At 45.7% G+C, this 18,509-nt stretch carries 15 protein-coding genes and 2 pseudogenes; 9 read left to right on the top strand and 8 right to left on the bottom strand.

All coding sequences use genetic code 11. The annotated features are described in order from the left end of the window. The 5 genes and pseudogenes from BBG47_RS24815 to BBG47_RS24795 form a co-directional block, all read right to left on the bottom strand. Positions 1 to 3,075, bottom strand: a pseudogene (locus tag BBG47_RS24815) (polymorphic toxin-type HINT domain-containing protein); the annotation flags it as partial. A gap of 23 nt (positions 3,076 to 3,098) precedes the next feature. After that, positions 3,099 to 3,503, bottom strand: a pseudogene (locus BBG47_RS24810) (carbohydrate binding domain-containing protein); the annotation flags it as partial. 15 nt (positions 3,504 to 3,518) lie between these two features. Next, positions 3,519 to 3,785: a hypothetical protein gene (locus BBG47_RS24805; RefSeq protein WP_065293962.1), complete on the bottom strand. Its 267-nt coding sequence runs from the start codon at positions 3,783 to 3,785 to the stop codon at positions 3,519 to 3,521. A gap of 25 nt (positions 3,786 to 3,810) precedes the next feature. After that, positions 3,811 to 5,022, bottom strand: a complete 1,212-nt coding sequence (locus BBG47_RS24800) for a LamG domain-containing protein (protein WP_065293961.1) — start codon at positions 5,020 to 5,022, stop codon at positions 3,811 to 3,813. A 92-nt stretch (positions 5,023 to 5,114) separates the two neighbouring features. Continuing rightward, positions 5,115 to 6,548, bottom strand: a complete 1,434-nt coding sequence (locus BBG47_RS24795) for a GBS Bsp-like repeat-containing protein (RefSeq protein ID WP_254659917.1) — start codon at positions 6,546 to 6,548, stop codon at positions 5,115 to 5,117. 202 nt (positions 6,549 to 6,750) lie between these two features. Between BBG47_RS24795 and BBG47_RS24790 the strand changes: the two genes are divergently transcribed. Further along, entirely contained in the window at positions 6,751 to 7,005 is a 255-nt protein-coding gene (locus BBG47_RS24790; RefSeq protein ID WP_065293959.1) for a hypothetical protein, read from the top strand. A gap of 187 nt (positions 7,006 to 7,192) precedes the next feature. Here BBG47_RS24790 and BBG47_RS24785 read toward each other — a convergent pair whose 3' ends face one another. After that, positions 7,193 to 7,738, bottom strand: a complete 546-nt coding sequence (locus tag BBG47_RS24785; protein ID WP_065293958.1) for a hypothetical protein — start codon at positions 7,736 to 7,738, stop codon at positions 7,193 to 7,195. A gap of 286 nt (positions 7,739 to 8,024) precedes the next feature. Here BBG47_RS24785 and BBG47_RS24780 point away from each other — a divergent pair, with 286 nt between their 5' ends. Beyond that, the gene (locus BBG47_RS24780) at positions 8,025 to 8,939 is read left to right on the top strand and encodes a polysaccharide deacetylase family protein (RefSeq protein ID WP_065293957.1); all 915 of its coding nucleotides are present in this window, start codon (positions 8,025 to 8,027) and stop codon (positions 8,937 to 8,939) included. A 22-nt stretch (positions 8,940 to 8,961) separates the two neighbouring features. Next, positions 8,962 to 10,248: an MFS transporter gene (locus BBG47_RS24775; protein ID WP_065293956.1), complete on the top strand. Its 1,287-nt coding sequence runs from the start codon at positions 8,962 to 8,964 to the stop codon at positions 10,246 to 10,248. Between the two features lie 153 nt (positions 10,249 to 10,401). On the opposite strand, the gene BBG47_RS24770 is transcribed toward BBG47_RS24775, so the two are convergent. Continuing rightward, the gene (locus BBG47_RS24770) at positions 10,402 to 10,719 is read right to left on the bottom strand and encodes a MazG nucleotide pyrophosphohydrolase domain-containing protein (RefSeq protein WP_021257581.1); all 318 of its coding nucleotides are present in this window, start codon (positions 10,717 to 10,719) and stop codon (positions 10,402 to 10,404) included. A gap of 73 nt (positions 10,720 to 10,792) precedes the next feature. Between BBG47_RS24770 and BBG47_RS24765 the strand changes: the two genes are divergently transcribed. The 5 genes from BBG47_RS24765 (at position 10,793) to BBG47_RS24745 (ending at position 14,540) form a co-directional block, all read left to right on the top strand. After that, entirely contained in the window at positions 10,793 to 11,386 is a 594-nt protein-coding gene (locus BBG47_RS24765; RefSeq protein WP_021257582.1) for an LOG family protein, read from the top strand. A gap of 337 nt (positions 11,387 to 11,723) precedes the next feature. Further along, positions 11,724 to 12,134 (top strand): YjdF family protein, encoded by a 411-nt coding sequence (locus BBG47_RS24760; RefSeq protein WP_065293955.1) that lies wholly within the window; start codon positions 11,724 to 11,726, stop codon positions 12,132 to 12,134. 218 nt (positions 12,135 to 12,352) lie between these two features. After that, positions 12,353 to 12,922, top strand: coding sequence for an RNA polymerase sigma factor (locus tag BBG47_RS24755; RefSeq protein ID WP_065293954.1), 570 nt, complete (start codon positions 12,353 to 12,355; stop codon positions 12,920 to 12,922). After that, complete coding sequence (locus BBG47_RS24750; protein ID WP_065293953.1) at positions 12,897 to 13,901, top strand: DUF4179 domain-containing protein; 1,005 nt, start codon at positions 12,897 to 12,899, stop codon at positions 13,899 to 13,901. The genes BBG47_RS24755 and BBG47_RS24750 overlap by 26 nt, the downstream gene beginning before the upstream one ends. A gap of 18 nt (positions 13,902 to 13,919) precedes the next feature. Next, entirely contained in the window at positions 13,920 to 14,540 is a 621-nt protein-coding gene (locus BBG47_RS24745) for a hypothetical protein (RefSeq protein ID WP_065293952.1), read from the top strand. 272 nt (positions 14,541 to 14,812) lie between these two features. Here the strand turns inward: BBG47_RS24745 and BBG47_RS24740 are convergent, their stop codons facing one another. Continuing rightward, the gene (locus BBG47_RS24740; RefSeq protein ID WP_302621970.1) at positions 14,813 to 16,534 is read right to left on the bottom strand and encodes a protoglobin domain-containing protein; all 1,722 of its coding nucleotides are present in this window, start codon (positions 16,532 to 16,534) and stop codon (positions 14,813 to 14,815) included. Positions 16,535 to 16,769: 235 nt separating this feature from the next. Here BBG47_RS24740 and BBG47_RS24735 point away from each other — a divergent pair, with 235 nt between their 5' ends. Next, positions 16,770 to 18,398, top strand: coding sequence for a gluzincin family metallopeptidase (locus BBG47_RS24735; protein ID WP_065293950.1), 1,629 nt, complete (start codon positions 16,770 to 16,772; stop codon positions 18,396 to 18,398). The last annotated feature ends 111 nt before the right edge of the window (positions 18,399 to 18,509 follow it).

The following is an 18,509-nucleotide window of genomic DNA, read 5'->3' as shown; positions in this document are numbered from 1 at the left end:
ATAGAAGCGTTTGCTTTGCTTGTTCGGATCGGTTTGCTCCAGCAGGCGGCCGATGCCGTCATGCCGCTTCTGAACCGTATTTCCGTCCGCATACTTGACTTCGACCATATCACCCGACAGATTATACCGATACCGCGTCGTCTTCCCTTCAGCATCCGTAACGGCGATCAGGCGCCCGAGTACATCATACTCGTATTTCGTCACATTATGGTTTCCGTCGTAAGCTACCTTAACGTTCCCCGCATAGTCATATTCATAGCGAGATAACAAAACTTCTTGACCCGACGACTTGATTTCTTCCTTCTTGATGACTCTGCCCATAATGTCGTACGTTTCACGCATTCCATTATTTTCCCCGTCGAAGGTTGTCTTGGTGTTTGCCGCATCGTTATAGACAACGCGGTTCGATCTGGAACCAAATTTCTCCTTAATAATCCGATCCCAGGCGTCATACTCGTATTGAATCACGGATCCGTTAAAGTCCCCTTTGCGAATCAGCCGGCCGTTCTCATCATACGTGTGCTGAGCCATGCCTCGCCCATTCGTTTCAGCAATCAGGTTGCCGAGCGGATCGAAATGTTTCTCGATTTGCAGCCCGTTCGGATTGGTAATGAACATCTTATTGTTCTGATCATCATATACGACGGTCGTCTTCGTTCCGTCGGGATGAATTTCGGCGGTAATTCGTCCCAGCTTGTCATACGTATAGGAGGTCTGGTTTCCGTTACCGTCTGTATATTTCGTTGGAAGCCCGCTCTCCGGAATATATTCCATCTGACTTTTGACGAGTTCATTCTTGCCCTCTACGTTCTTTACCTCTACGGCTTGTCCGCTTAGATACATGCTCTTGAATTTAGGGCTGAAGTCTTGATAAATAGTCGTTTCCCCGACATCTCCCTTAATCCGAATCTTAATCGGGTTGCCGGCATAGTCATACTCATAGTTCAATTGTTGGACAATTTCGCCTCGATCATTTTTGGAAACGGCCTGCTTCAATCCCCCGCGATATCGATCGTATTCATATTCAGAGCTCAGCGTCATTCCCTGATCCATCGGCACACTACTACTCTTCATGCGGAACAGCTTATTCTCTACTACGTCTCTGTACTCATAACGGCTTGTTATGCCGATCGGATTCGTTTCCGAAGTCAGTTGTCCCCAATAATCATACTCACGCGTAGTAATACGAGGCGCAGATGCATCCCCCTCTTGATAATGCGTCTCTTCAATCCGGGTCGGATTCGGATTCCTTCGGAATCTGTCATATGCATAATTGAACACCTGTCTATCATTTGTCTGTAGATCCTTAACTTCCGTTTTTGTGTTATAGATTGCCGAAGGTTTATCGTACGCAACAAACTGCTTCTCGTACGTATAGGTCGTCGTTTTGTATTTATCGTACACATCCACAGAAAACCTAAAATCCTGCTCGATGTACTTTCCTCCATCACCAATCCCCGCTCTATCTTTCACGTTACTATGATCCATTGTATATTTAAGGGTCATTTCATTCTTTTGTGTATATTGGGATGAACTATAGTAACTGCGGCGAGATTTATATCGCACCACACGTTCCTCCGCGAAATCTCCGATTTTCCGTTTAATCGCGCCATCAAATCCGTATTCCGTAATGGCTTTGGTCGGATGCTCTATTACGCCAAGTGCGATAACCTCGTTCTCTCCCCAATTTACCCTGTATGCTTCAGATCCTTCAGGTATTTCTGAATACGAGCTGACTAAATTAAAAAATAAGGGCTTCCATACGCCATAATCATACTTGGTCGAGCGGCCCATTGGATCGATCACTTCTGTTAAAATATCCTGCTCCCGGTACAGATAATCGTTCTTTATTTTTTTGACTCTTTCTTTCTTATAGATCACCCTTCGATCTCCGCTTTGAATAGTAACCGTATGATTTCCATTGTAGGAAATATTCATTTCGTTCTTGCCTTGGTAGTCTCTGGTCGAGCTTTTGATCTGATGCAGAACCCACCCTATGTCCGGCTGATACTTGTATGAGAATTGAATATAGTTTCCATCTGTGTCTTCGATGAAGATGAGATTGCCTATATGATTAAAATATTGGCTGACTCCAGTCGTCTTATTGAGAAGCTCATAAGAGGCTCGCTCATCGGACTGCAATAACTTATTTGACTCCATAAAGACCAAATCGCCGAGCGGATATCCTACCAAACGATCATCTTCCAGCCCGTATGTACCAACACCCGAAATATAAATGTAGCGATAGTTGTTGACCCGCTTTATAAACGAAATATCCCAAATCCATCCCTTACCGAGATGAAATATTTCTTCCTCCTGAGTCGCCTGTGTACTGTTTCTACCGTTTTCGTTTACATAGATATCATCTTTCGCCAAAGAACTGTCATAAATTCTCCGCAGCGCAAAATTCATGCCGTTCGATCCAGGCATAACCATATCCGTGACTTCCACACGCAAGGATCCGTCTACAGGAGAAATATGATCGCTAACGGATCCGACGGAGTAAGGCGCTTGATCCAGCCGGATTGGACGATTGCGGAGTGCTTTCTCATCGTATAGATTATTGCTAAGGAAGGCTAACGATCGCTTCTCCCGTAATCCATACACTTGATCCGTCACCGACGGGCTCTCTTTCCCATAGACCTGTTCCGTTACGCTGGCTTGGTATACAGCCTTTGATACACTCTTCATTTGTTCTTGATGCTTGATTATCGGATCTGGAGCAGGCTTCGGATAGGTGCTGGTCATGAATTGCTCATAGTCTCTTCCCTGCTGCTTTGCTTTCAATCCTTGATAGATTTGATGAAGCTCGTAGCCCTTGAATAGTTCCTCCGTCACCCAATCCCTGGTCACGCCAAAGGTTTCAGTTATGGAGGTAATCGTAATAAGCTCGTTTGGGTTTAAATCCGTGAATGTTGCGTGCGGACCATATACGCTATCATACACACTTGTAGTTACCGATGGATGATTTTCCTTGTTTGGAATATCAATCGATAACCTATCTTCTGCCGATATCAATGGTATGCTGGTGAACAATAAAGCAAATGCGAGAATAATTGACAACCATTTTTTCAAAATATATCTCTCCTTATCAATTTCTAATTCATTCGTTTCAATCTAGTATTAGTCACATACACCTTTCCGCTTCCATTGTCCCCTTGTTCCATCAAGTGAAAATGGACTCGTACAATTGCGGCTTCTTCTGGCGGATTAAATTGCCCATGCAATCTAGTCCAGTCTATAGATTTATTAACATAGGCAGGTGTATCCGCCCCAACTAATCTATAATTTTGATCAAAATAATGAATAGCTACGTAGAAGCCCGCGTTGTTCATTCGCTCGATTAGCAATCTACCACTCACACTATATTTTTGGTTCGGGACAACTCGAACATCTTGATAAATATTCATAGAACCAAGTGAAATTTTCTGAGCATCGATTTTTTGAGCGTATTGTCTTGAAGATACCGAACTCTGCGTTACACTATAAGTTCCAACGGCTCCTTCCGACCTCCAATACTACCAATCAGATGCAACTTCCCCATTTCCGGCTGCCTCAAAGTCCCCGTTCCTAAATAAATTAGGATCTACAATTCTTCTGACAACGTCTCCATTCTTATCATAGATATACTTCACACGCATACCGCCAGAATCATTTACTGAATCTAACTGATTAGAAGTGTTAAACGTATATTGCTGTGAGGATAAAGCTTGGGCATTATGCGCAAATATCAGCAAGCACATACCTAGCGCATAAAAAAGTGAGGCTACGATTTTATTGTTCATCCATTCACCCCCTTATCTAATTTTGTTAATACACATAGATTAAATTGGAGCCGATGGCTGGCGCTTTGTACATTTCACTTTCAATTTCGATTGGATTTAATGCCCGATTCCAGACTTTCAACTCTGCTATATTTCCGTGAAATTGATATTGGGTATCATTATTCCAACCAGAGAAGTAAGCACTATCTGCAACATTTCTATTAGAGGCAGTCCCTATCTTCGCAAGAGTCTGACTAACGCCATTGATGTACAACTCATTTTTGTATATATCTCCATTCGTGAATATTGCAGATACGTGAACCCACTTATTTACTAGCGGATCAGATGAGGCTCCATACAAATCTCCATTGCCTGTATTGAAGCCAAATAATCGATCATTAAAGTACAAGTCGTAAGAACTATTCGCCCAGCTAAATGGCATTTCGATTTGGTCCCCGTCCCACTTCATCCAAAATTGAACGGTTGTCTGTGCACCTTGGGTCGAATCCACTTGAATTCCTGATAATTTCATTTGTTGGAATCCATTGAATTTCAATGATTGAACTGGTTCATCTCTTAGCTTCCACTCTCCAACCAAATCAGCTAATGCTACAGGATTTTTCGAAAACACACTACTAGAAATTTCGGTTTGCGTTAGCTCCCGTTTCCAGATTTTAAGATCTGAGATTTGACCTTTGAAGCGGTAATCTTCACTCTTTGCCCAACCTGAAATATTCGCAGTTTCCGACACCGATTTAATCAGTGATTGGCTGCCGTAGTGTTGCAACGTTTGCTTTGTTCCATTTACATAGATTTCACTTTTTGTAATGTCCCCGTTGTGAAAAATTGCTGTAACTTGAACCCACTTATTTGCGATACTTTCGGCTGGAAATCCAAATAAGTCCCCATTCTCCGTATTGAAACCAAACACATTGCTGTTAAGCCAAAGTGTATACCCAGAATGCCAGCTAAATGGCATCAAATTGTCTTGACCTGTCCAGTACATCCAAAATTGAACGGTTGTCTTCGCATTATTAGCACTGCTAACTCCCTTGGCATTGATTGCAACTTTTTCTTTTCCTGTAAACGTCTTTTTCTCGGTGGGAATATAGCCACTTTCTGCAACATTTACAGCAGATTTTCGAATCAAGTTCCCATTTGCGTCATATTCATAAATGACATTGTTCCCTGCATAACTCGTACCCGCTGACAGCATTGTTACAAGAAATATTAGTAGTGATGATAGTATCTTTTTCATATGATTCCTTCCTCATCCAAATCTCATTGTTTAGTACTGCGTATACGATTACCGTTTTGATCGAAATCATATATAAAAATACTTATGAGTACTCAATCTATTACCTGATCATGCACCCATGCTACAGCCATCATATTCCCGTATTGATCAACCGTGTAGACATGCGTAATGTAAGTACCTGATTCATTATTATGTTTGCTGAAGGGAATTCGGATTTTCCATACACCCGGCTTTACTTTTTCTCCTTTCACCCACGGATTTTCAAGATCATCTTGTCCATTGTGATCCGTCCATGTTGGAAATCTGACTTCATTGATGCTATTAGGAACTCCTTCTACAAAAATTTCATATGAACCATCGCTTTTCTTCACCTCTTGCGGAGCTCTAAGTTGAACGTTATTACCGCGAACCGTAACGATAAAACCATCTACAAACTTCCCATCCGCATAGACATGGGTAATATAGCTTCCAGCCTCCTGATTATGCTCACTATAAAGTACAGTTGCTTTCCATACTCCATTCGCTACTTTACTTCCCTCAATCCACTTCAAATCATCCTGACCGTTGTGATCAGTCCACGTTGGGAATTGAACCTTCTGAGTATTATGATCCAAACCATAGATGGTGATATCGTAAGATACACTTGGTAGATTCGTCTCGATCGGATACTGAGTTCCGCCCGTCACATTTACCTCTGCTCCGCCAAGCATCATGTTGTTTCCGTATTTGTCAAAGCTATAAATATGCGTGATATACTTCCCTGTCTCATAATTATGCTTCTTGAATGGAATCGTTATTTTCCATGTGCCATTGCCTTGATTGACTCCTCTAATCCAAGGTTGCTCCAGATCGTCTTGGCCATTTGCCTCTGTCCAAGTTGGAAACCTAACTTCATTCACATTTTCGCCTACGCCATCTATGTAAATATCGTATGACTCGTCCTTCAGTGATGCTTTTTGTGGACTGCGCACTTTCACGTTAATGCCCACATTAACAATTGTCGATGCAACCATACGATTCCCATCATAAATATGAGTAATATAAGAGCCTGTTTCCATACCGTGGTTTTTGAAAAATACAGTCGCCTTCCATACTCCATCTGACACTTTCGTTCCCTTGATCCACTCAGTATCATCCTGGCCATTATGCTCTGTCCAAGTAGGGAAATAGATCTGTTCAGCGTTACTTCGTATCCCTCTTATATAGATCTCATAGGAATGAGCCGATAAATTGATTGTCGGTTGTATCGACAGGTTTACTTTTTTCCGATTCGTTTGGTTTCCGTTAGAATCATAAATGTAAGACATATAAGTTCCGTCTGATAGAAAAGCAGCGATCAATTTTCCGTCAGAATCATATATGTAATCGTTCTTCTTCGCATCAGTCGACAAATTAATAAACACAAGCTGTGATTCCTGTTTCCCTTCTTGCGCAAGCGCTTTCTCACCTCTAAAAATGTTTGCCCCAACCATAAGTACAAACATTATGGTGATGCAAAAGAGTAGTTTCTTTTTGACATCTTTCACATATACCCCTACCTTATCTTTGTTATATTATATATTTACTATATCTGCTGACCTACACAGTTTTACAGACATTAATTTACATAATTATTAAATAGCGGGTATTATTTAGAGGATTCTATAACATCGTGTTTCTTTTATCACTACTTTGAAGCGTCTCCATGTACACTATGCTCATATACTCATCATTGGAGGTTCATAGTGAATGAAAAAACTGTTATGCATATTACTTTTGCTGTTTGGATTAGCCCCTGCAACAATCACTTCAGCCTTTGCTTCAGAGATAACAGAATTTGAATATGATGCCAATAACAAATTAGTGAAAACGATTTCTAACGACACCCAAATAAAATATGAGTACGATACATTTTTCCCCATTGATGCCTCTCCTCAAAAACAATTGTTTCCTAGTAGATGTGTTATCACGACTCGATTAATAGTAATTAGCCTAATGTACTAGGCTGTTCAGTAATAATTCCCCCTGTTAAACAGCAAACAAGAAAAAGGCATAGCATCAAGTACAATGCAATGCCTTAGCGTTCATTTGGACGCGGTATTTTTTAACCATTATTTTCATGTCCATTATAGATTACATTTTTCCTCAACGTAAGCACCATTGCAGTTTTTAAAAATAAACCTGTCGATAACTACACCAGCTCCCTCAGCCAATAAGACAAAAACTCCCGAATACGTTCATCCCTCTCAGACTGCAGCACTCGCCGAAACATCCAGCGTACCCGCTCCCTTACCGTCCGATCCCGCTTCGCACACAATCCTAGAAGGTCGATACAATGCAGCCGCTCAGCCGCGCGCCCATTCTCTAGTAAGTGGGCATATACAGCAGCTCCTCGGGCAACTTCCCGCATGCAAGCATCTGCCAGACGCGGATTTCCGTACTCCAACTCAAGATCTGCTGGCTCGCCGGAAGCAATGAGAACAAGCAACTCCAACATGTACGGGCGTGCCGTATCCGTCGTATTCTGAATCATGCTTAGCAAGCAAATGGATGTCGGTACAGCCACCTCGTACAGGGCGCCCTGCACAACCACAATTGCTTCTATCGATGCACTGGCCAGCTCCGCTTCTGCTGTTGTCGAAGCATCCTTCAACTGAAGGAGAGCCTCAGGCAGTCGTTCAACTGCTTCTGCCCCCCGATATGTCGTCCAAGGTATGCGAATGATATCCCATGTCATCGTTCAGCCCTCCTTCATGGATGCCATCTCACCTATGATTAACATATTAGAGCTGCCTCCGAATCAGAAGCATATCTGCGTAATCGAAGGATGCCCCTAAGCGATAACAGCTAGCTCTATTGTACTTCCCACCTCTCATCGCGCATGGGAAATCGATACTCCCGTTAGTAAACCATCATTATATCTGAGCGCAAGTGCAAGTTGCCGCCGATTCTCGAATATATTTAGTTGCATAAACACGAATCGATTCATGCGCATCGATCAATCACACATGGAGGCGAAGGCCATGAACGTCATGAGAGCTTTGGGGTATGAGGAAACCGATCGTCTGCTCATCATTAATGCCGACGACTTCGGTATGTGTCATGCAACGAACATGGGGATTATGCAGCTGCTTGAGGAGGGATCGATCTGTTCCACCTCCATCATGATGCCATGCGGCTGGGCCAAGGAAGCAGCGAAGTGGAGTGCCGCTCATCCAGAGCTGGACATCGGGGTACACCTCACCTTCACGAGCGAGTGGGAAGGGTATAAATGGTCGGCGATGAACCGCTCACGAGACATCTCCACCCTGCTCACCGAGGAGGGCTACTTCCCTGAGGATTGTCTGACCGTCGAGCATCTCGCCGATCCTGAGCAAATTCGCTGTGAGATGATTAGTCAAATTGAAGCGGCAAGACGTATTGGCATCAATATTACGCATGCAGATAACCACATGGGCAGCTTATACGGAATCGCGTCGGGACGGGATTTCCTTGACGTAGTATTTGATGTATGTGCAGCGTATGGACTGCCGTTCCGCATGCCAAGACGTATTGGCGGCATGAAGCTGAATCCAGAGCTCGAGAAGATGGCGAAGAGGCGGATCGATCTGGCAGATGCCAAAGGGGTTGTCATTCTGGACACACTGCTCGGGCTCCCTTATGAACGGATTCCAGGAGAGACGTACGCTCAGGTCAAAGCCAAGGCGGAAGCACTCCTACGCGGTCTTCTTCCCGGTATTACCGAGATGTACCTCCACCCCTCCATCGTATCTGATGAATTAAAGGCCATTACACCGCATTGGGAGAAGCGCGGCATGGAATGGAGATTATTCCGCGATCCAGACATCAGGCGTATCATTGCAGAAGAAGGTATTCAGCTCATTCGCTGGCGAGACTTGCGGGATGTACAGCGCGGCCAGCTCCCACCGCTTATGTAGGAACAAGAAGGAGGGTCATACAATGAGCATTGCGATATCCCCTGCACGCAAAGCTGCCTTCGCTTCAGGAAATATATCTGCCAACTTATTGGCCCAAATGTTCGCAGCCTATATTGTCTATTATTACGTTGACATCCTTGGCGTCCGTCCAGGACTCATCGGCATTGCGATGGTGATCCACGGACTCGTCGGCGCCTTTCTCAATCCATTGTTCGGCTATATGTCCGATCGGTTTCGTACGAGGTGGGGCCGGCGCATTCCCTACATGGCATTTGGAACGATACCGCTCGCGGCTGTATTTACACTCATCTGGTTCCCACTTGCTTCCGGTAACGGGCTGTTCTGGTACTTCCTCTTGCTCGTACTGCTGTATGATATTTTGTATGTGCTCGTCATCCTCAATTACTCAGCGCTGTTCCCGGAAATGTTCGTTACGATGAAGGAGCGAGCATCTGCCTCTTCGTGGAAGCAAATGTTCGGCATACTGGGGATGATTGGAGGGGTAGCAGCACCGCCGCTAGTCTATACCGAATACGGATGGGGGGCTATGGGGCTTACCTTCGGAATCATACCCGCTATATTTCTGGCAGTGATGATCTGGGGCTCGAAGGAGAATGAGCAGGCATCTGCTCGCTCAATCGGGTTATGGAAGGCTATTGTGTATACGTTCTCTAACCGTTCTTTTGTCGCCTATGTACTGGGCGGTTTCTTCGTGCAATTGACCTTTGCTCTTCTGACCGCGGCGATTCCGTTCTTCACCAAATATGCACTGCACGCAAATGAAAGCGCCAACACAATTATGCTTGGGCTGGTCTTCGTTACTGCGATCCCGTTCGTGTACGTATGGGCGCATTGGACGAAACGCTACGGACCGCGCAAAACGATGATTGCTGCCATCGTATGCTATATGTTTGCCTTAGCTCCACTTCTGTTCGTCTCATCGGAACTCGGCGCCTATATAGCAGGCGCATTCATCGGGTTCAGCCTTGCTGGACTTATCATCCTACTCGACATTCTCCTCTCTGAGGTCATTGACGAGGACGAGCGCACGACAGGGGCACGACGCGAAGGTATGTATTTCGGCATGAATGGATTTATTATTCGGTTCGGCGTCTCCCTGCAAGCCATTATTATGAGCATCGTACTCGAATCCAGCGGCTATGTTGCCAATAGCGCGCAGCAGCCTGACGCAGCCATATTAGGGATTAGACTGATGCTGGCAGGCATCCCAATCGTTGCACTCGTATTCGCCATCATTTGCTTTGTTATCTATCCGATTCGCAGCTCGCCGCAACGGGATGGATCTTAGCAATTTACACTTTAGACTCTTAGCTTTGCTTTTCGCACTCAGCACTCAGCACTTTGCTCTTGCTCTTGCTCTTGCTCTTGCTCTTGTTCTTGCTCTTGTTCTTGTTCTTGCTCTTACCTTGCCGATAGTTCTCCCTGGTGTTTCCCTACCGAATCAACCGCCGAAACGCTTCGTCAGCTTGTCCATATGGGCTTGTGCAATCTCACTCAAGTCGATGTCATACTTCTCCGACAGCACAATGACATTCGCCAGCACATCACCGAGCTCTTCCACCAGTTCTTGACGCAGTTCATCGCGGCTGCGCTCCCCTTCATCTGGACGGTCACGGCCAATTTCCAGCGCCCGAACAACACGTGCAACCTCTCCCACTTCCTCCATGAGGAAGCCGACGCGAATAAAGGAATTATATTGCGACCATTCCCGCTTCTGATAAAACTGCTGCACCCACTGTTGAAATGGTTTCATCTCCATTGTAAATTAACTTCCTTTCCTAACCAATGATGTCTATACTTAATAAAGTATACCAGATGAGGAGGCATTACTCGTGAAAAGATTATGTGTGTATTCCGGATCCAACTTGGGGACGCACCCCAACTTCGCCTCTAGCGCGCAAGCTCTAGGCCGTGTACTTGCTGAGAAGAATATTGAACTTGTATACGGTGGCTCCAAAGTCGGTCTCATGGGCGAAGTAGCTAATGAAGTGCTGCGCCTTGGCGGCAGAGTAACAGGCGTTATGCCGCGCGGATTGTTCCGAGGTGAAGTTGTACATACCAACTTGACTGAGCTCATTGAAGTAAAAGATATGCATGAACGCAAAAAAACGATGATCGATCTGTCTGACGGATTTATCTCGCTGCCAGGCGGATTCGGAACATTTGAAGAGCTGTTCGAGGTCATTAGCTGGGCGCAAATCGGCATTCATCAGAAGCCAATTGGCGTACTGAATGTGGAAGGCTATTTCACACCTATGCTGGAAATGGTTCGGCACTCCATCCAAGCAGGATTTGTTAAGCAAGAGCATGAATTGCTCATCCTTGCTTCTGCTGACCCTGCAGAGCTCGTTGAGAAGCTGCTTCAATATACACCGCCGGTATTCGGCAACAAATGGAGCCAGCTGGATTCTGAATCCGATAAATAGCTTCTGACTTTTCAACCTTGTCTAACATGATATACGCGAAAAATAGGTAACGCATCAACTCGTACAACTCATCATCCATGTTCATCTGTGGAAGCTCCAACGCGAGCTCCTCCACAGATCGGATGTGGTTCCCCCCATCTAAAGTTCATTCCTACCTGCTTATTTCGATGACAATTTCATCTTGGGAACTCCGTTCAATTGCGATATACTCAGGTAAGAGTGTAAAAACACGGTTTTCGGTTGGTAGTCCGAACGTTCCGGCATGAAAATGTTCGGGATCAGTAACCTTCCCCCCTTGGGATGTCCCTCACTCTTTATGACAAAGGGGGAATAGAGTGTGAAGTTAACCGTATTTTTTGAAGGTCCGTTCTGGATCGGCGTCGTCGAGGACACTGTCCATGGGCGTCTGAAGGCTTGCCGCCATGTATTTGGAGCAGAGCCAAAGGATGCAGAAGTGCTTGAATTCGTGGAAGTATTCATGATGCCGCTAATGGAACGGATCACGCAAACTGCTGTGAGCGCCCAAGAGCCGCTGCGCCGCATCAATCCGAAGCGGCTGGCAAGACGTGCCGCAATGGAAATGAAGCAGCGCGGCATATCGACGCAATCCCAGGAAGCTCTGCGTCTTGACTACGAGAGCAGAAAGAAGGAGCGCGTATGCCGCTCTCGGGAAGAACGCGAAGCCTTGCAGGAGAAAAAACGGAGCATTCGCATTCACAAGCGGAAAGAAAAGCATAGAGGCAGATAATCTGCTGCTATGACGCAATCGCCCCGCTCAGCACTACTGTGCCGGGGCGATTGTTGTTCATGAACGCAACGTGTCAGAAGAAAATAATTGATGAGGGAGGACTCCGGTTCTCCTTTTTTTTCGTGAAATTCGCAAAAAATCTTTCTTGCTACGATGAGAAGTTGCAAGTGATAGGCTCGTCTATATCTATGAACAGACAACGACAAAGGAGGAGAGCCATGGGCTGCACCGAGTCAGACAAAGACATCATCGAGCAAATTCTTGCAGGCAGGCAGGACTTATACGCGATTCTAGTCAACAAGTACAAACAGCGAATCTACGGCCTGCTACGAGGGATGGGAGCGACTCATGAAGATGCCAAGGATATTGCGCAGGAGGCATTTATTAAGGCATACCGCAAGCTGGCGGATCATGATCGAAGCAGAAGCTTCGCGTCATGGTTATATACCATTGTTGTTCGTACCTATCAGGATCGATTCAAACGCAAGCAGCTTGCAGTGGTCGAATGGGAACAAGAATCCTTGCTGGACGAGGCCACACCGGAAATGCTGTATCTGCGAACAGAATCCCAGCGGCATATACGGCAGTTCATTCAGCAATTGCCCCCAACGCAGCGAATGGTCATCCTGCTGCGCTATACGAATGAGTGCACCTACGAAGAAATAGGCGAGATCACGAATCTGTCCAAGCATCAAGTGAAAAATGCGCTATATCGAGCTAAACAATCACTTAAGAAACTCATCGAACAAGGAGGGAGCCAGTATGTCAGAGAATTGCCTCACGCATGAACAGATGGAGGGGTTGATCGTGAATCGGCAGCTTGGTTCCGTCATGGATCATATCGAGAAGTGCACGCGCTGCCAGCATCTCTTGGAGGCATGCATGGAGGAACAGAGTGACATGCATCAAGCTCTTTATCCGGACAAGCTGGATGACTCCTTCACGGATCTCATCATGGCCGCCATTGAAGCAGATAATAATCGATTTGATGGCAATATAGGCGAAAAGGAGCCAAGCTTTGAACACATGGCTACTCCAGTGCCTACACGAAAAAAACGTTCGCGCAAGAAGTGGATCGCGTCAGTTATTTTTCTGTTTCTCGTCATTTCCAACGTCCTTACACAACCAACGGTAGCGAATTGGATGAGATCGATGCTAGGTATGACTGCGGATGTAGGATTAACACAAGCTGAAAAGCTTGGTATTCATCGCTTTGTTAATGTTACTGTAAGAGATAAGGGCATAACGCTGGAGGTAAAAGAACTTGCGGTTGATACAACCAGGCTTGTTATTGCGCTTCGCGTAGTTGGGCCTTATGGGGTTGATCTGAATAATTTGTTCAGAACGGACACAATTGATGTGTTGGACAGCAACGGAAAGTCAATCGTTGATCCGAATGCAACGGGCAGAATCGAAAACAGAAAAGATAAATGGTGGTGGGATGAATATCTGGTGATCGACATGGGGCTAAAGGAGACCCCTGCTGGCGATCATATCACGATTCGGGGGAATGTTGATCATTTTGATTTCGAAAGATGGGATTGGCGCGTAAACGGGAATTGGAGCTTTGAAATAGGCATGGATATGAGGTCGGCAAGAGAACAAATGAAAATGATTCCGTTAGAAGGGGAGTACGTTGCGCCAAATGGTACTCGAATTAAGCCTACGCGAATGATTCATCATGCGAGTGCTTTCCAAATTGAATTTAGGAGCCAACTACCTTCTAATGCTGCTCCGCCTAATGAAGGATTAGGCGGAAATTATTAACATGAAATAGGATTCTATTTGAAAGAACCGAGTGGTCGGAAAATTGCGAGTAGTGATTACTATAGAGACAAATCTTCAAGCAAGCCAGCGGCTTTCCCGCTGCGTACAAGCTGCAATATCGAGGAAAGTAAAAAAGTCGTGACCTGCACCTACACATTTGGTCAGCTCACGGAGCTGCCCGAGCAAGCTGAACTCGTAATCGACAATTATCATTTCCCTATTTATACGAATGATTCGATATCGCTCGAAGTCAAAGACCTGCAATCCAATCCAGCAGTCTTTAAAACAAGGGGTGATGAAATTCGAATAGGCGGGGTAAATGGAATTCGTGATTCGTTTGTCAGTAAGGCAGAAGGGTTAAAGCCCTCACTATGGCTGAAGGCATCGGGACGGTACTCCAATGAAACATCTGGTGATCAGTGGACAGCTCGTGATGAACATGGTCATGAATATACAGTATCCCTGCATGGAGGCTTTGGGGAATCGGAAGATGCGTACCGAAAATATTCTGGCGAAGTGGTAGTTGGCGGGTTGAATCATATTCCTAAGAAATTGACGATTACCCGTACAGCGACAGATATGAGGTACCAAAACATCAATTGGTCGATGAAGCTGCCAAATTTAAGCCGTAATCTCTAGAGGGTCGAACAAATCATATAATTTGCCAAGCCAATCTACTTTTTCATTCAATATCTTCAAGCATAAAAAAATCGGGTCAGGCATACACCGTGTCGAATCGCATGGTGTTGCCTAACCCGATTTTACATTTACGATTACAATATATGTTCATTTATTCATTAGTTATATACAACGTAATTCCTCCCGCGAGAATCCAGCCGCATCCCCGTTCAGTACCTCTTCATCTTATATTTACGAGACAATCCAAACCGAATTACATCTCGCCCTTGCGATTAGGCATGCTGTTTTGCAGGGCGACGCTCCAGCTGAGTTCTCAGCTCATCCAACTGTGCCAACAGCTGCTGCGAGATCTCATTCATTCGCCGATAGGATACTGTCGCTGCTTCGCGGCTGCCATCATCCATCTGACGAGCAGCTTCACCTGCCAAGCGATGAAGCATCTCATGCTGCCCCACCATATCCTTGAACAGCGGAAGATGGGCCACTGGCGAATCGCTTCGCTGCTGCTCTGTTGCAATCCATTTGCCAAGCCGGCATTGATGGAAGTCCTCCATGACAGCAGGATCACTCTCATCGAAGCCGAGGAGCCGATTATACGTGCACCATTTCCATAGTAGATGATCGGTCTTCATAATTCGAATCCATTGTGCATCATCGATATGACGGAACCATCCAAGCGATTGCTTGCGCAATGTCTCAACCGATTGGCTTGTTGTATAGAGATGCTGACCGGTAGCCTTGGCCATAGACATCATTTCTTCTGTATTCTTCACAATGCCGGTCATGCTGGCAGTAATTTCTTGTGTAGCATCCGCTTGTTGTTCGACAATGGAAGCGATTGCATCCTCCGAAGAACCTACCTCTTCGACCGACTGCATCATACGATCCAACTGCTCGAAAGCGCTTTTATTTTTATGATGCTGGATATCCATTTGCTCCGACATATCCCGAGTCCGCGCTTGCACCGCTGTAGCCATGCCTTGAATGCTCTCAATGACATCATACACATCATGAACGGCCTGCTTCGTTTGATCAGACAGTTTGCGAACTTCCCCAGCCACGACAGCGAAGCCGCGTCCTTCTTCCCCAGCACGGGCTGCTTCGATCGAAGCGTTCAGCGCGAGCAGTTGTGTCTCTCCAGCGACCGTGTCGATTAGCTGCACGACGTCCGTTAACTTTTGCATGGAACGCTGTAATTGGTCAAAGCGAGTGCGTGTATCTAAGAACAAATCATTCATCTTCTCGAAGCCTTCAATCGTCTCTTCAACAATCTTCCGATTCTCCTGAAGCGCCGCTATCATATTCACCGTATTCGTAGCAGAATCTGCCGTCTGCACGGACACCTCTTCGATGGAAGCTGTCAATTGCTCGGTAGCAGCCTGAATGTCCAAAACATCTTGAAGGGATCGCTCAGCAGCGATCAACAGTGTGTGCAGTCCATCAGACTGAATTAACATTTCCATAATGTCGCTATTGTTGTCCATCAGGCGATATTCCGTTGCAGACTGATAGGATTCCAATACAATTTGGGCATCCAGCATCACAATCCGGTGAAGCGCCATTAAGATCGCAGATGCATCATTTGAACGGAAATCATTCACGATGATGGGAACCAAGTACTCATATACGCGCAAGAACGAGGCAATGAACCATTCCGGCTCTAATTGTATGCGGCTGTGCACCTGCCCAATTCGCTCTCTCATTCGCACGTATTCTGCATCGAATGCAACCTGAGGGATCGATTGCAAATAGGCGATAAACGTTCCCTTGAGCCTTGCCCTAGTACTGTGCTGATCAATCATTCGCTTCATTTCTGGCAATCCGAACAGTAAATCATAGTGGCGGTCTGTGATCGCTTCTGCGTACTTTTCCATGTAGGGAGCCAAACGACGCAGACATTCGGCATCTTTCGATGTGATTTGTAAGAAATTCATCTTTGTTCGTAGGGAATCCAATACAACATTATCGGATTCGGTTATCGAGTGAGGTAACATCGGTTTTCGGAGAATCACCGAATTCATCCCTTTCTCTCTCTAGTGGTTGTTGATGTTTCCATAATTAATAGAATGCATATCCCCCTAAGTAATAGTACCATATCATTGATCATGACAAAACTGTAAGCTAACGTAAGTCAAATCAATAGATATGCTCCCTATAAATCTACTACAATGGAGTTAACATACAATTATGAACAACCTTACCTATTTATCGGCGGAAGGAGGGCCACCTATGAGCAACACATCGCGATTCCAACCGCGTCCAACACGATGGAAACTAGCTGTTACCTTGCTTGTCATCTGCCTGATGACGCAGCTGCTAGCTGGGTGTGCGTGGGGCGGCAAGAGTGAGGGCAGGGCGAAGAAGGAGAATGCCTCCACCTCACCGATTCAGTATCAGATAAATGCCAATTGGAATGAGCAGACCCGAACGATACAATCGCAGGCCGTCGTTACGATTCGCAACGTATTCAATCGCAACCTTAATGAGCTAGTCTTCCATTGGTTTGCCGACAGCTACCGCAAGCCAGAGACGATGCCTGTTCAATTCAAGCAGCGCAACGAACAAATTCGCAATCAATCTCCTCAGGATGATGCCCATAACAGTCAAAGCATTGATGATCGGTTCTTCGGGGGAATAACGACGAAGAAAGTAACGACTTTAGAGGGCAAAGCACTGCAATTTAAGCATGCAAACCAATCGATGACGGTCACGCTTAACAAGGGGCTTGCTCCTAATGAGAGCGTATCGATTCGCATTCATTATGAAGTCCAAGTCCCGTATGGCGCACAGCGATTATCCTATACAGATGATTATGTTGGCGGTACTTACTGGACGCCGCAGCTAGCCGTCTTCGATTCGATTCAAGGAGGTTGGAACCGGGTTCCGAACAATCCGAAATATAAGAGTGATTTCTTCTATGCTGCGGATTACGATGTAAGCTTGAATATGCCTGCCTCATGGAATGTGGCGATGACGGGCAGCTTGATTGATCAGCGTGTGGAGAATGAGAGGAAGATTGTTCATTCGAACGTGCAGAATGTCCGTCATTTCGGCTTCTACGCAAGCCCGAAATATATAGAGACGAAGGTCGATCTGCCTAGTGGCGGACAACTGTCTGTATTCACCTTCGAGCAGCCGGACGAGGAACAGATGAAGAAATATATAGCAGCGCTGCAGGATGCAATCGGATTCTATTCCGATAAGATTGGAATGCTGCCAATCAAGCATTGGAAATTCGCCGAAGCCCCATTCCCCGAAATGACGGACAGCTTAAACGAAGTAATCTTGTTCAACCGTCTCGGTGCAGCGGGTAATGAGCAAGGTGTGCTGTCACAGGATGTTCTGCGATCGATTGCCAAGCAATGGTTCTCACTTGCTATCGGACATAATGCGCTTACTGAAGGATTTTTGGAAGAAGGATTATCTGAATTCGCAGCTCAATACTATCGTCACGAACAGGAGGGAGCACCTTGGGCGATGTCGATATGGAACGGACAGTATCCGAATCTATCATCGTTGGATACATGGACGGATCCAGATGCCGGAGCCCTCGTCATCCCATCCGAGCAATGGCCAGCCGTACTGTTCCAGAAGCAGGTAACGACTCCCGCGTTCCATGTCGGCCAATATTCTGAGCTTCTCTACCGCGTCAAGGGCGCTGCCCTAATGGTGCAATGGGTACAGAAGGCAGGCACCGAAGCGCTGGACATCGTCTGGCACAAGTATTTCCAACGCTACAACGGACGGATGGCTACCATTGACGGATTTACGAATCTGATTGGCAGCACACTTGGAAATGCAAGAAAGTCAAACATGCAGGAACTGCTGTCGATGACAAATCCGAAGCCGCTTGCGTAAGTGTTTATCGAAGAATGATGGTAGAACACTCTGAAATCATCCTTATCCTATCAATGAATTAAGGGGCAGCATTTGCTGCCCCTCAGATTGTTGAGAAACCCTGTCTTTTTA

This window comes from Paenibacillus sp. KS1 (assembly GCF_001680695.1).
GTDB lineage: Bacteria > Bacillota > Bacilli > Paenibacillales > Paenibacillaceae > Paenibacillus_B > Paenibacillus_B suaedae.
This window is presented reverse-complemented; position numbering and strand designations above follow the sequence as displayed.

Coding starts and splice junctions, on each gene's coding strand:
- BBG47_RS24805 (WP_065293962.1), bottom strand. CDS start 3,785: ATGAACAATAAAATCGTAGCCTCACTTTTTTATGCGCTAGGTATGTGC.
- BBG47_RS24800 (WP_065293961.1), bottom strand. CDS start 5,022: ATGAAAAAGATACTATCATCACTACTAATATTTCTTGTAACAATGCTG.
- BBG47_RS24790 (WP_065293959.1), top strand. CDS start 6,751: ATGAAAAAACTGTTATGCATATTACTTTTGCTGTTTGGATTAGCCCCT.
- BBG47_RS24785 (WP_065293958.1), bottom strand. CDS start 7,738: ATGACATGGGATATCATTCGCATACCTTGGACGACATATCGGGGGGCA.
- BBG47_RS24780 (WP_065293957.1), top strand. CDS start 8,025: ATGAACGTCATGAGAGCTTTGGGGTATGAGGAAACCGATCGTCTGCTC.
- BBG47_RS24775 (WP_065293956.1), top strand. CDS start 8,962: ATGAGCATTGCGATATCCCCTGCACGCAAAGCTGCCTTCGCTTCAGGA.
- BBG47_RS24770 (WP_021257581.1), bottom strand. CDS start 10,719: ATGGAGATGAAACCATTTCAACAGTGGGTGCAGCAGTTTTATCAGAAG.
- BBG47_RS24755 (WP_065293954.1), top strand. CDS start 12,353: ATGGGCTGCACCGAGTCAGACAAAGACATCATCGAGCAAATTCTTGCA.
- BBG47_RS24750 (WP_065293953.1), top strand. CDS start 12,897: ATGTCAGAGAATTGCCTCACGCATGAACAGATGGAGGGGTTGATCGTG.
- BBG47_RS24740 (WP_302621970.1), bottom strand. CDS start 16,534: ATGTTACCTCACTCGATAACCGAATCCGATAATGTTGTATTGGATTCC.
- BBG47_RS24735 (WP_065293950.1), top strand. CDS start 16,770: ATGAGCAACACATCGCGATTCCAACCGCGTCCAACACGATGGAAACTA.